Genomic DNA, 13,010 nt, shown 5'->3' on the forward strand with positions numbered 1-13,010 from the left:
CATCCCGTTTTTGATATTGACGCCACCATGACCACCATTAAAGAAGACGATCTGATTCAGTCCATCGCCGATGCGGTGCAGTTCATCAGTTACTACCATCCCACTGATTATCTGGAGCATCTGGCCCGCGCCTACGAGCGTGAGCAGAACCCGGCGGCCAAAGATGCCATCGCCCAGATCCTGACCAACTCGCGCATGTGCGCCGAGGGCCACCGCCCCATCTGTCAGGACACCGGGGTGGTGAACGTATTCCTGAAAGTGGGGATGGGTGTGCGTTTCGATACCCAGCGCTCCTTGCAGGAGCTCTGTGACGAGGGGGTGCGTCGCGGTTATCTGAATCCGGATAACCCGCTGCGGGCCTCCATCCTGAACGACCCTCTTTTCACGCGCAAGAACACGCGCGACAACACCCCCTGTATCGTGAATGTCGAGCTGGTCGCCGGCGATCAGGTTCATATTCAGGTTGCAGCCAAGGGCGGTGGCTCGGAGAACAAGAGCAAGTTTGTGATGCTCAACCCCAGCGACTCCCTGGTGGATTGGGTTCTCAAGACCGTTCCTACGATGGGTGCGGGCTGGTGTCCTCCCGGCATGCTGGGTATTGGTGTGGGCGGCACGGCCGAAAAAGCCATGCTGATGGCCAAAGAGGCCCTGATGGAAGACATCGATATGTACGAGCTGCTGCAACGCGGCCCGCAAAGCAAGCTGGAAGAGCTGCGTATCGAGCTCTACGAGAAGGTCAATGCCCTGGGCATCGGCGCTCAGGGTCTGGGTGGTTTGACTACTGTGCTGGATGTGAAGATCAACACCTTCCCGACCCATGCCGCTTCCAAGCCTGTAGCCATGATCCCCAACTGTGCCGCGACGCGCCACGTCCATTTTTCGCTGGACGGTAACGGCCCCGCCGAGTTGGTTCCTCCTCCTTTGTCAGCCTGGCCTGACATTCACTGGGCACCGGATTACAACAAGTCCCGCCAGGTGAACCTGGACGAACTGACGCCAGAAGAGGTGGCTTCCTGGAAACCTGGTCAGACCCTGCTGCTGTCGGGCAAGATGTTGACGGGCCGTGATGCGGCTCACAAACGCATCCAGGACATGCTGGAAAAGGGTGAGTCCCTGCCTGTGGACTTCACCAACCGCGTGATTTACTACGTGGGCCCGGTTGACCCCGTGCGTGACGAAGCCGTTGGCCCGGCAGGTCCAACCACCGCTACTCGCATGGACAAGTTCACCGAGATGATGCTGTCTAAAACTGGCCTGATCTCCATGATCGGCAAGGCCGAACGCGGCCCGGCCGCCATTGAGGCCATCCGTGCTCACAAATCGGCCTACCTGATGGCCGTGGGTGGTTCCGCGTACCTGGTTTCCAAGGCCATTCGCAATGCGAAAGTGGTGGCTTTTGAAGACCTGGGCATGGAAGCCATTTACGAGTTCGAGGTTCAGGATATGCCCGTGACCGTCGCGGTGGATTCGCAAGGTGTGTCCGTGCACAACACCGGCCCCGCCGAATGGCGCAAACGTATTGCAGAGATCTCTTTGGTCGCTGTGTAAGACGTAAAGCGGGAAGCTTGGGCTTCCCGGCGTTGTTGATAAAAAACCCGCATGAGTGTTTCTGGCCTGCTTGTAAAAGCAGCGTCAGTACAGCATTCAATGCGGGTTTTCTTTGGCCTGGACACTGGCTCCTTTTAGCATCACCCGTTCAGGACCTGAGCAACAAGCCTCGCAGCCGCAAATCCAAGGCTGCCAGCCGCTTGTGCCAAGCGGGCATCGCCATCCTCTTTCTGGGCTACCCAGAATGCGGTTTCGGCCAGACTGCCGTAAATCAGGCAAGCCAGGGCATGGGGGTCTGCCCGTTCAATTCGGCCTTGATCCATCAGCGCCTGGTTCCTGGCTCGGCGGGCAACTGGTGCATGCGTATTGTGTGCAGGCCAATCCGGGGCTGAGCAGTGTGGGATCGGGTGTTGTGTTTCTGCTGCTCTGGGCACAGGTATTGCGTCGCCAAAACTGGATTCGGGAAGGTGGCAGGCTGTTTCTTTGGGTTTCACCAAGCGCAAGCGCGGGTTATTGCGGATTGGTATCTGGCATGCGTACTGCGACGATGATTGTCAGAACTCATTGAAATATTCTGTACATCGTTATGGTGTACGGTATAGGGATGCTTTCTGGCTGACCACCGAGGGGGCCCACACAAGCGGCCCATAGAGGTGGTCTTAATCAAGGGCCTTGTATGACGCAACTTCAGCGCTCCACCACTATTCCGCAGCTCAACCCCATGATTTGGAACACGCTTGAGCTTGTGCGTTTACGCCAGACTCCCTGGCACAAGAAACAAGCCGTGTTTGAACAATTACAGTCGCTGGGATTAGTTCAGGCCATCCCACAAACGACGCAGACTCCTTCTCCTTTTCCCGCGCCTTTGATTGCCATGTTGACCGAAGAAGGACGGCAATTGCTGGAGGCTCGCTCTCATCATCAAGAGGCATTGATCAAGCTGCTGGACGCTTGACCGTCGCTATAACGGGCCTGACGGTCAGCTGCCTGGCAGCCTGACCGGTGCAAGGTTTTCTTTTTTTGCCGAGTCGCAGGCTTGGTGACGCCGTCGCTGAAAACGGTATAATACTGTTTTTATATACAGCAATGGTGCCATGGAGCTTGCGCGCAAACTTGAGATTCTGGCTGACGCGGCCAAGTATGATGCCTCGTGCGCCAGCAGTGCGGCCCCCAAACGGGATTCCCGTGGGCGCACGGGTCTGGGCGCCAGTACCGGTGCCGGCATCTGCCACAGCTTTACGCCGGACGGACGCTGCGTTTCGCTGCTCAAGATACTGCTGACCAATTTTTGCCAGTATGACTGCCTGTATTGTGTGAACCGGCGCTCCAGCAACGTGCCACGCGCGCGTTTTCGGCCTGCAGAAGTGGTGGATCTGACGCTGGATTTTTATCGGCGCAACTATATAGATGGGCTTTTCCTGAGCTCGGGCATCATCCGCAGCTCGGACTACACCATGGAGAGTCTGGTCGAAGTGGCGCGTTCCTTGCGCGAGGATCATCATTTTCGTGGCTATATCCACCTTAAAACCATTCCGGATGCCGACCCGCAGTTGATCACGCTGGCAGGCCAGTACGCGGACCGGCTCAGCGTCAATATTGAGCTTCCCACGGATGCCGGCCTGAATCGCCTGGCTCCGGAAAAAAGCGGCCACACGATCAAGCGGGCCATGGGGGTGATTCGTCTGGCCCAGGAGCAGGCCCAGCAAGAGAAACGGCCCAAGGTGCCGGCGGGGCAAAGTACGCAGATGATCGTGGGGGCCGATGCGGCCGATGACCGCAATATTTTGCAAACCGCCCAGACGCTGTACGGGGCTTACAAGCTCAAACGGGTGTATTACTCCGCTTTTAGTCCTATTCCGGATAGTTCCTCGGCGCTGCCGGCGCAGCCGCCCCCGCTCTTGCGCGAGCACCGTCTGTATCAAGCCGATTTTTTGTTGCGCAGCTACGGGTTTCGGGCCGAGGAACTGTTTCAGAATACAGGCGACCTGCCTTTGGATATTGATCCCAAGCTGTCTTGGGCCTTGTCGAACCGGGATATTTTTCCGGTGGATCTGAACCGGGCCCCTGAACGACTGATTGCCCGTGTGCCGGGCATTGGTATTCGCAATGCCAAGCGTCTGGTGGAACTGCGTCAGATGCGGGCTATTCGATACCAGGACCTGATCCGTTTGCGTTGCTCTATCCGTACATTGCAGCCTTTTGTTGTGGTGCAGGATTATCGTCCCGGGCTAGCCGAGGCAGCCTCCGACACCTTACGTCGCATGCTGTCGAGCAATCCGCAGCAACTGAGCCTGCTATGAGGCCCGCTTGCCAGCTCTCCGTATGGCCTACACCCGGCAAGGGCAGGCCCGGATGGTAACCCTGCAGGTAGACGGGGGGTACGCTGGCTGGCGGGAACAGGCTTTACGTGCTCTGGCCGCCGGCTGGGCACCGGAACAACTTTGCTGGGCAGACTCCTTCGCGGAATCGGAGCCCAGGGCGGGGCAAATCGGGCTGGAATATGAGCTCTCCCAGTCGCTGCCCCCCGCAACTGAGGTGTTGCAAGAGCCCCAGGGGCATGAACCCGCCAACCGGCCGTCGGTCCGTATTTCAAAAGGACTGGCTGCTTTGCTGCAAGATGCGGCGTTGTGCCGTACTGCACAGCGATGGGCCTTGCTCTATCGTGTCTTGTGGCGCTGGCACCACGGTGATCGCAGTGTGGAGTCCGTGGCCGACGAGGATGGGGCGCGTTTGTATGAGATGGCCAAGGCCGTTCGCAAGGAAAAGCACGACATGATGGCGTATGTGCGGTTTCGCCATTGTGGAACGGGCCAGTTGCCTGAGTACTGGGCTTGGTTTGAGCCCGAGCACGATGTTCTGGAGTGGATCGCTGATTATTTTTCCAGACGGATGGGGGGAACCTCTTGGTGTATTGCGACGCCTCGGCGTGTGGCGCTGTGGGATGGTCATACGCTGCAGCTACGGGATGCGCCGGACGATCTGAAAGCCCGACAGGCTGGTCCGGGGCAGGACCAGGTAGAAGCCTTGTGGCTTCGTTATTACCAAAGCATTTTTAATCCCGCGCGCTTGAATGAAACGGCTTTGCAGCAGAGCATGCCGGTTCGATTCTGGAAGGGCTTGCCTGAAGCGAGCCTGATTCCGGCCATGGTCAGTGAGGCCCGTCGTGGAGCCCGACGAGTCGGCCAGTTCAGTGCGGTAAGTCAGATGCCAGGCAAGGTGATTGCGGTCCAGGCCGACCATGCACAGCCCGAACGCAGTGCGCCGTCGGTCCTGGAGGCCTGTCGTCGCTGCGGCCTTTGGGAGCACGCGACACACGGGGTGCCGGGGGAGGGCCCGGCAAGGGCCCGCATGATGCTGCTGGGGGAGCAGCCTGGCGACTACGAGGATTTGGCGGGGCGCGTTTTTGTAGGGCCTGCCGGGCAGATTCTGGATCAGGCATTGCAGCGTGCCAGTATTGAGCGCAACGCGCTGTATCTGAGCAATGCCGTCAAGCATTTCAAGTGGAAAGCGAGGGGTAAGCAGCGTTTACATGTCAGCCCCTCCCAGGCCGAAGTGCAGGCATGCGGGTATTGGCTGCAAGAGGAACTGGCGCGTCTTGAACCGGCTGTCATTGTTACGCTGGGAGCCACCGCCTTGTCTGCTTTGCTGGGGCCTGAGCGACGGCTTGCCGAATATCTGGCCAAACCTTTTCTCTGGGGGCAGACTTGGGTCATTGCGACCTGGCACCCCTCCTATGCGCTGCGTGTGGGCAATGCGGCCCGTCGTGAAGAGATTGTCAGCAGCATTGCCCAGGTGCTGCAAATGGGGTGGCAGCGGGCTGCAGAGCCGGCTGCGGACAGGGCTGAAAGCAGCCTTAGCCCAGCCGTGTGATGGCCTGGTCGCGCACCTGGGCAAGCAAGTCCTTCACGCTGCCTTGCGCCAGTTCAAGTTCAGGAGCCAGATCAGCCAGCGGTACCAGTACAAAAGCACGTTCGTGCATGCGGGGGTGGGGTACGATCAGCCGCTCCGTATTGATCTGCTCTTGCCCGTAAAGCAACAAGTCCAGATCCAATGTACGGGGTGCGTTGCGGTACAGGCGAGTGCGACCGTGCTCTTGCTCGATGGCTTGCAGTCTGTCCAGCAAATCCTCGGGAGCCAGCGTACAGGTGAATCGGGTGACGGTGTTGACGTAGTCCGGGCCACTGGAATCCACCGGTGCGGTGCCGTAGAAGTGCGCCAGTGTCAGATCCTGGATGCCGGGAGTAGCGGCCAGCTCTGCCGCCGCGGTTTCCAGTGTCTGACGTGCCTGACCCAGGTTCGCACCCAAGGCCACATAAACCGTTGTTCCGGCTGTGCTCATGCTGCATTTCCGCTGCTGGTACTGCTGCGCTTGGCATTGGAGCGGCGGCGGCGCGTGCGACGTTGTCCGCTGCGAGAGCCCGTGGCGGTCGCTGTAGCGGGTTTGCGCACGGCAATCATGGTGCTGCGCTCCTCCTCGCCTGCATCGGCCAGATCCATCCACCACTGTGCCTGCACGCTATCGACTTCTTTGGCTTCAGCACGAAGTTGTAAAAAGTCCACAGCGGCGCGGAAACGGGGCTGTTCGGTCATGCGCCAGATTGCACGGTTGGCGATGCGTTCAAAACGCGGCTGCATGAACCAGATTTCCCGCATATCCGATTGGAAGCGCTTTTGGATCGGCATGATGCGGCTTTGCTTTTCCAGAACCAGGTCGGCGGCCTCCAGCAGGGCTTGTTGAGGATGCATGTCCTGGCTGCTGCGTCGGTCCCACTCCTGCTTGACCAGTTTCCAGAGCAGGCAGGCATAAATAAAGCTGGGGCTGACGGATTTGCCGGCGCGCACACGGGTGTCGGTACGGGCCAGGGCCATATCCAGAAATTCCGCGCCGCCGGGCAGGCGCTGAACCGGCTCCACCATAGGCAATAGTTTGCTGTGCAGGCCCAGCGCTTGCAGGCGCTGTATGCAGTCCATGGCGTGACCGCAGTTCAGCAGTTTCAGCGTCTCGTCGGCCAGACGGGACTCGGGCACGTTCTCGATCAGACGTGACAAGGAACGGATCGGCGCGTCGGTGGCTGGTTCGATGGTGGCATCGAGCTTGGAGGCAAAGCGCACGGCGCGCAACATGCGCACCGGATCTTCGCGATAGCGGGTTTGCGCATCACCAATAATGCGCACCTGACGGTTTTTCAGATCGGCTACCCCGTTGTGGTAGTCGATGACGGTCTCGGTCAGCGGGTCGTAATAGAGCGCGTTCAGCGTAAAGTCACGGCGTGCGGCATCGTCCTCGATGGTGCCGTATTCATTGTCGCGCAGGATACGGCCATGCTCGTCCGTTTGTTTGCCGCTGTCATCGGCCCGGAATGTAGAGGTCTCGATGACTTCCTGACCAAAGACCACGTGGACCAGACGGAAGCGGCGCCCAATAATGCGTGCGCGACGAAACAGAGGACGGATCTGTTCGGGCGTGGCATTGGTGGCCACATCAAAGTCCTTGGGCTCCAGGCCCACCAGCAGATCGCGCACGGCGCCACCCACGACATAGGCTTGATAGCCTTCGTGGTTCAGGACCTCGCACACTTTGATGGCATGACGCGAGACCAGACGCCGGTCTATGCCATGTTCTTCACGTGTGTAGCGGCGCGGCCCTTTGGGACGCGCGCTTTTGGCTGGTTTGAGCAGCCGATCGACAAATGTTTTTATTGTTCGCTTTAGCATGCGTCTGATTTTACGATTTGCTGTCCATCATGTCAGCGAACAAATCGATGACTTCCCAATTACGTTCGGTCGCTACGGCGCGCAGTTTGTCGCTGGGGTTGGTGGCAACGGGGTCCGTCACCACTTCCATCAGGGGCAGATCGTTGGGCGAGTCGCTGTAGAACCAGCTGCGCTCGAAGTCGGACAGGGATTTGTCCATGGTCTGCAACCATTGTTGCACGCGGGTAATCTTGCCAGCCTGAAAGCTGGGCACACCACTGATCTTGCCCGTGTAGCGACCTTCCTTCATTTCGGGGGTGGTGGCTATCAGGTGGTCCACGCCCAGCGCGGCGGCAATGGGGCGGGTCACAAATTCGTTGGTGGCAGTCACAATCGCCACCAGATGGCCCTGATCCTGGTGTTTGGCCAGCAACTCGCGGGCAGCCGGGCTGATCGAGGGCAGGATTACGGCTTGCATGAACTCGTCCTGCCAGGTCAGCAGTTCTTCCTGGCTGGCGTTGGTGAGCAGGCCCAACATGAATTCGGCCGATTCTTCGGCCGTCAACAACCCCTGGTTATAGCGTTCCATCAGTTCTTCATTCAGACGGATGGCTTGGACAGGATCGCCGACACGGCCGGTACGGGCCAGAAAGTCTGCCCACTGGTAATCGCTATCTAAAGGAAGCAGGGTGTGGTCCAGATCAAACAGGGCAATAAAAGAAGAAGCAGTCATGACTCAACTAGAAGATTGGGTCTGGCTGTTGGCCAGAAGTTCTTTGAGCAGGGGTAAAGTGATGGGGCGTTTCTTTACCAGTGAATAGTTGTCCAGCGCATCAATCAATGCGCTCAGGCGGTTCATATCGCGATCGTAGTGAGTCAGTATCCAGCTGAGCACTTCTGCTTGCAGTTGCAGCCCGCGGGCCGCAGCCCGCTGTTGCATGGCTTCGGCCCGGTGGGCGTCCGACAGGTATTCCAGCCTGAACACCAGGTCCCACCCCAAGCGTGTGCGCAAGTCCTCGCGCACGGACATGGTTTTGGGAGCCCGGTCGCCGGAGACCAGCAGTGTGAAGGCGTCTGGCCGGGTGGCCGACTCGCGCCAGCGATTGTACAGTGCAAATACGGCAGCCTGTCCGTGCTCGTCAAAACGTTCGATATCGTCGATGGCTAAAAGGCTGGGAGGGGCTTTGTCATCGGTAGCGATGTCAAAGATGGGCTGGAAAGGAGTATCTGCACTAAAATAGCGGCTGTCGTCTCGACTGGCCATCGCCCGCAGCAGATGTGTTCGACCTGCACCGGGCGGTCCCCACAGGTAAACCGCGCGTCCTGGACTACACTGACGCAGAGCCTGCAACGCAGCCTGATTCGCTCCGGCAACAAAGTTGTCCAAAGAGGCAGGCGGTGCTGGAGATATATCCAGAATCAGTTGCTCGGTCATGTGTCGTACAATTTCGTCCAACTCGCAATTTTCACATATCCCACGGCTTTTCCCATGAAAAACACTACTTCTGTTTCCTTGACCTACCGCGATGCAGGCGTGGATATCGACGCGGGCGATGCCCTGGTCGACCGTATTAAACCACTGGCTGCCAAAACCATGCGTGCAGGCGTCATGGCTGGAATCGGAGGCTTTGGCGCTTTGTTTGAAGTGCCTACCCACCTTAAAGAGCCCGTTCTGGTGTCCGGCACCGACGGTGTTGGTACCAAACTACGCCTGGCATTTGACTGGCAGCGCCACGACACTGTGGGTATAGACCTGGTGGCCATGAGTGTCAACGACATTCTAGTCCAGGGCGCAGAACCCTTGTACTTTCTGGATTATTTTGCCTGCGGCAAGTTGTCGGTGGATACGGCAGCCCAGGTGGTCGGTGGTATTGCCAAGGGGTGTGAACTGTCCGCTTGCGCCCTGATCGGTGGCGAAACAGCCGAGATGCCCGGCATGTACCCCGAAGGTGAGTATGACCTGGCTGGTTTTGCAGTGGGTGCGGTGGAAAAATCCCGCATTATTGATGGCAAGTCCATTGTGCCAGGGGATGTGGTCCTGGGTCTGGCCTCCAGCGGCGCCCACTCCAACGGCTACTCGCTGATCCGCAAGATTCTCAAGCATGCCAATGCCAAGCCGACTGACGAGCTTGATGGCCGTCCGTTGGCGGATGTGGTCATGGAGCCCACCCGCATCTATGTGAAATCCGTCCTGGCTGCCCTGGCTGCCCACGGTGCGGACATCAAGGGTCTGGCCCATATCACGGGTGGCGGATTGCTGGAGAACGTACCCCGTATCCTGCAAAAGAACCTCACCGCCCGTCTGAATCGTGATTCCTGGACCATGCCTGCCTTGTTCCAGTGGCTGCAAGCCAATGGCAACGTAGCGGACGAAGAAATGTACCGCGTGTTCAACTGCGGTATTGGCATGATCATGATTGTTCCTGCCGACAAGGCTGAGGCCATCAGTGCAACCCTGTCCGAGCATGGGGAAACCGTTTACACGCTGGGCGAGATCCTGGAACGTCAGGAAGGGCAGGCGCAGACTGAAGTGGTGTAAACCACGGAGATCGCGTTAACCCATGAAGCGGAAAAAGGCAGCGACAGGCTGCCTTTTTTTTGCCCTGTTCCCGTCCCTGACGCTGCCCCTGATTCAGTTTGCAGTCCCCAGGCTCGGATTTTTCGACCTTGCTTCCCAGCCTCGACGCTCTCCCTTGATCCAAGCTCAGGTGCCAAGCCAACATCGCCATGCTGCCCCCTCGCGTTGAGGTAGAGCTTTGGGTCTGCAATCTTGGCCCATCGTCTTGCCTCAAGGCCTGGAACCGACGTCTTACGCGAATCGCCGGGGCTTCATCTCTATCTTGTCGCTTGCTCTTGTGTGCCGGACTTATGGCTTGTGCGCACAGCGCTGGCCTGCCAGATCCTCATGCAGGCCAGTAGTGGCGCGCTGCCGCTACGACGTGTTCGGCTGCCTGCGGGTCCTGGCAGTTGAATTGCAAACGGCCAGGCTCGGAGCGCAGCCAGGTTAATTGGCGTTTTGCCAGTTGTCGGGTAGCGGCAATGGCCTGCTCAACAGCCTGTTCCAGGCTCACCTCACCGTCCAGATAAGCCCAGAGTTGCCTATAACCTACACACCGGATGGAGGGCAGACCCGGGTGCAGATCAGAGCGCTGATGCAATTTTTCGACCTCCTGCAGCAGACCCTGCTCGATCATGTCCCGGTAACGGGTGGCGATGCGACGGTGCAGCCAGGCCCGGTCTTGGGGCTCCAGACTCAGGGTGATGTAGTGGTGGCTCTTTTCTTGCGGCTGGGCTTTCTCTTGTAACCAGTCGCTCATGGTTTTGCCGCTGATATGAAAAATTTCCAGAGCACGCTGAATGCGCTGGCTGTCGCGTGGGGCCAGCCGGGCGGCGGTGTCCGGGTCGATACGGCGCAGTTCTTCATGCATCGCGGGCCAGCCGATTTCCTGGGCTCGCTCATCCAGTTGTCGCCGGATGACAGGATCTGCCTGCGGCAGGTCATTCAGCCCTTCACGCAGGGCTTTGTAATACAGCATGGTGCCGCCGCACAGCACGGGGTAACGTCCGCGCGCCTGGATGCCTTGAATCAGGCGGCTTGCGTCGCTGGCAAACTCGGCAGCCGAGTAGCTCTCTGCCGGATCGCGAATATCCAGCAGGTGGTGGGGGATAGCGGCTTGTTCCTGAGCACTGGGCTTGGCCGTGCCAATGTCCATGCCACGATAAATCGTCGCTGAATCCATCACGATCACTTCAATCGGCCAGTATTGGGCCAAGGTGTGCGTGGTGGCGCTTTTGCCGCTGGCGGTGGGCCCTGCCAGGCAAAGAATGGGTAAATCGTTCATTGTCCACGCATAAAAAGTTTGTCCAGCTCACTCAGCGTCCATTGGAACCAGGTGGGGCGGCCATGATTGCACAGGTCGGCCCGGTCGGTTTGCTCCATTTTGCGCAGCAGGGCGTTCATCTCCGGGATGCTCAGGCGGCGGTTGGCGCGCACGGCACCGTGGCAGGCCATGGTGGAGAGCAGCTCGTTACGTTGTTCGTCCAGGTGGCGTGAGGAGCCCACCTGAGCCAGGTCGCGCAGAACAGCCCGGGCCAGGGATTCAATATCGCCTTGTGCCAGCAGTGCAGGAACGGCGCGCACAGCGATTGTGGCAGGGCCAGCCGGATTCATGCTCAAGCCCAGCTCGCTCAGGGTGTCGTGATGCTCGTCCAGCAAAGCAAGGTCCGTTTCCGAACAACTGAACACCACCGGTACCAGCAAATCCTGGCGGGGCAGATCGCGGCCATCGAGCGCCTGCTTCAACTGTTCATACACCACCCGCTCATGGGCGGCATGCATATCCACCAGAATCATGCCCTGACGGGTTTCGGACAGAATGTAGACACCGTGCAACTGGCCTAGTGCCATGCCCAGGGGGAACTCGTCGATAGCCGTGTCGGTATCGCTTTGATAGTGGGTGGCGGGAGGGTTGTCGTGCGTTGGCTCAATGGGGCGGTACAGGGATTTCCAGTCCGCATTGCCGCCCCCCGCGGGTTCGCGCAGACTAAAACTGGATTGCCAGCCTTGACGGGCCGGATGGCTGTAAGGCATGGACGGTTCGTGGCTACTGTACTCGCCTGATGAGCCCAGGCCCGCAGCGCCCGCCGGTGGGGCAGAAGCCATGTCGGGCAAGGAGGTTGCGCTTTGTGGCAGGGGCATGGCGGCCACCGGTGTATCGCCGGCCATGCTGCCCTGAGCCAGAGCTTGTCCGACCGCCTGCAAGACAAAGCGGTACACGGCGCCACTGTCGCGAAAGCGAACCTCGTGCTTGGCCGGGTGCACGTTCACATCCAGCGTAGAGGGGGCAATGTCCAGAAAGAGCGCATAGGCAGGTTGGCGATCCCCGTGCAGCACATCGGCATACGCGCTGCGTATGGCGTGCGATACCGTGCGATCGCGTACAAAGCGGCCATTGACGAACAGGAACTGCTTGTCTGCGTTGGGGCGAGCATGGGCCGGGTGGATCACCAGCCCGCGCAAGCCAATCAAACCTTGTTCTTGAGCCACGGGCAGGCTTTGTTCGATGAACTCCTTGCCCAGAATATCCAGCAGACGCTGTTCCAGGGTGCCACTGCGCCAGTGACGCTGCGGCTTGTCATTGTGGAACAATCGAAAAGCGATCTGTGGTTGAGCCAGAGCGATGCGCTCCAAGGCGGTCACACAGTGACCGTATTCGGTTCCTTCGGTGCGCAGAAATTTGCGGCGTGCGGGAATATCGTCAAAAAGCTGGCGTACATCCACATGCGTGCCAATCTGCCCCGAGGCTGGTTGCGGTTCACTCAGGCCCAGCGAATATTCCCAGGCGTGCGGATCTTCCTGGGTGCGCGAATTGATGGTCAGGCGGGCCACCGAGGCAATGGATGGCAGGGCCTCGCCCCGAAAGCCCATCGAGGCAACGGATTCCAGCTCGTCCAGCGAGCGGATTTTGCTGGTGGCGTGCTGCAGCAGCGCCAGGGGCAGTTCGTCCTGGGGAATGCCGTGGCCGTCGTCGCTGACACAGATGCGGCGTATGCCTCCGCCGTCCAGGCGAATCTCGATGGCACTGGCTCCGGCGTCAATGGCGTTTTCCAGTAGTTCTTTCAGGACCGATGCCGGGCGCTCAATAACCTCACCGGCTGCAATTTGGCTTACAAGCAGGTCCGGGAGTGGGATAATACGGCGTCGTGATGACATAGGGCGGCTGGCCTTGTGTGTATTCAGGGTTGAACGGTACAGGTTCAACGGGTTT

Annotated in this window: 12 protein-coding genes; 5 read left to right on the forward strand and 7 right to left on the reverse strand. The window is 59.1% G+C overall.

Annotated elements, in window-relative coordinates:
• Nucleotides 1-27 precede the first annotated feature (27 nt).
• Nucleotides 28-1,548, forward strand: a complete 1,521-nt coding sequence (locus tag VF694_RS06270; protein WP_003803474.1) for a fumarate hydratase — start codon at nt 28-30, stop codon at nt 1,546-1,548.
• 140 nt (nt 1,549-1,688) lie between these two features.
• On the opposite strand, the gene VF694_RS06275 is transcribed toward VF694_RS06270, so the two are convergent.
• Complete coding sequence (locus VF694_RS06275) at nt 1,689-1,871, reverse strand: hypothetical protein (RefSeq protein ID WP_440163941.1); 183 nt, start codon at nt 1,869-1,871, stop codon at nt 1,689-1,691.
• Nucleotides 1,872-2,224: 353 nt separating this feature from the next.
• Between VF694_RS06275 and VF694_RS06280 the strand changes: the two genes are divergently transcribed.
• From VF694_RS06280 to VF694_RS06290, 3 genes are all read left to right on the forward strand, one after another.
• The gene (locus tag VF694_RS06280) at nt 2,225-2,503 is read left to right on the forward strand and encodes a hypothetical protein (RefSeq protein ID WP_003803472.1); all 279 of its coding nucleotides are present in this window, start codon (nt 2,225-2,227) and stop codon (nt 2,501-2,503) included.
• A 139-nt stretch (nt 2,504-2,642) separates the two neighbouring features.
• Nucleotides 2,643-3,848: a putative DNA modification/repair radical SAM protein gene (locus VF694_RS06285; RefSeq protein WP_003803469.1), complete on the forward strand. Its 1,206-nt coding sequence runs from the start codon at nt 2,643-2,645 to the stop codon at nt 3,846-3,848.
• Nucleotides 3,849-3,900: 52 nt separating this feature from the next.
• Nucleotides 3,901-5,418 carry a UdgX family uracil-DNA binding protein gene (locus VF694_RS06290; protein ID WP_440164038.1) on the forward strand — a complete coding sequence of 506 codons (1,518 nt, stop codon included), beginning with the start codon at nt 3,901-3,903 and terminating at the stop codon, nt 5,416-5,418.
• Here the strand turns inward: VF694_RS06290 and folK are convergent.
• From folK to hda, 4 genes are read right to left on the reverse strand one after another with little or no spacing between them, the layout of a single operon-like run.
• Nucleotides 5,402-5,887: a 2-amino-4-hydroxy-6-hydroxymethyldihydropteridine diphosphokinase gene (gene folK, locus VF694_RS06295; RefSeq protein WP_440163942.1), complete on the reverse strand. Its 486-nt coding sequence runs from the start codon at nt 5,885-5,887 to the stop codon at nt 5,402-5,404. The two genes, VF694_RS06290 and folK, sit on opposite strands and share 17 nt — an antisense overlap.
• Entirely contained in the window at nt 5,884-7,263 is a 1,380-nt protein-coding gene (gene pcnB, locus VF694_RS06300) for a polynucleotide adenylyltransferase PcnB (protein WP_003803462.1), read from the reverse strand. The genes folK and pcnB overlap by 4 nt, the downstream gene beginning before the upstream one ends.
• Nucleotides 7,264-7,273: 10 nt before the next feature.
• Nucleotides 7,274-7,975, reverse strand: coding sequence for an HAD family hydrolase (locus VF694_RS06305; RefSeq protein WP_003803460.1), 702 nt, complete (start codon nt 7,973-7,975; stop codon nt 7,274-7,276).
• A gap of 3 nt (nt 7,976-7,978) precedes the next feature.
• Nucleotides 7,979-8,677, reverse strand: coding sequence for a DnaA regulatory inactivator Hda (hda, locus tag VF694_RS06310; protein ID WP_003803457.1), 699 nt, complete (start codon nt 8,675-8,677; stop codon nt 7,979-7,981).
• Between the two features lie 54 nt (nt 8,678-8,731).
• Here hda and purM point away from each other — a divergent pair, with 54 nt between their 5' ends.
• A complete protein-coding gene (gene purM, locus VF694_RS06315) occupies nt 8,732-9,781 on the forward strand; it encodes a phosphoribosylformylglycinamidine cyclo-ligase (protein ID WP_059318701.1) in 1,050 nt (349 codons plus the stop codon).
• Between the two features lie 364 nt (nt 9,782-10,145).
• Here the strand turns inward: purM and miaA are convergent, their stop codons facing one another.
• Both miaA and mutL read right to left on the reverse strand, forming a co-directional pair.
• Nucleotides 10,146-11,084 carry a tRNA (adenosine(37)-N6)-dimethylallyltransferase MiaA gene (gene miaA, locus VF694_RS06320; RefSeq protein WP_059318702.1) on the reverse strand — a complete coding sequence of 313 codons (939 nt, stop codon included), beginning with the start codon at nt 11,082-11,084 and terminating at the stop codon, nt 10,146-10,148.
• A complete protein-coding gene (gene mutL / locus VF694_RS06325) occupies nt 11,081-12,955 on the reverse strand; it encodes a DNA mismatch repair endonuclease MutL (protein WP_003803451.1) in 1,875 nt (624 codons plus the stop codon). The genes miaA and mutL overlap by 4 nt, the downstream gene beginning before the upstream one ends.
• Between the last annotated feature and the right edge of the window lie 55 nt (nt 12,956-13,010).

The sequence above is a fragment of the Alcaligenes sp. Lyrl_28 genome, assembly GCF_051948705.1.
Classification (GTDB): domain Bacteria; phylum Pseudomonadota; class Gammaproteobacteria; order Burkholderiales; family Burkholderiaceae_B; genus Alcaligenes; species Alcaligenes ammonioxydans.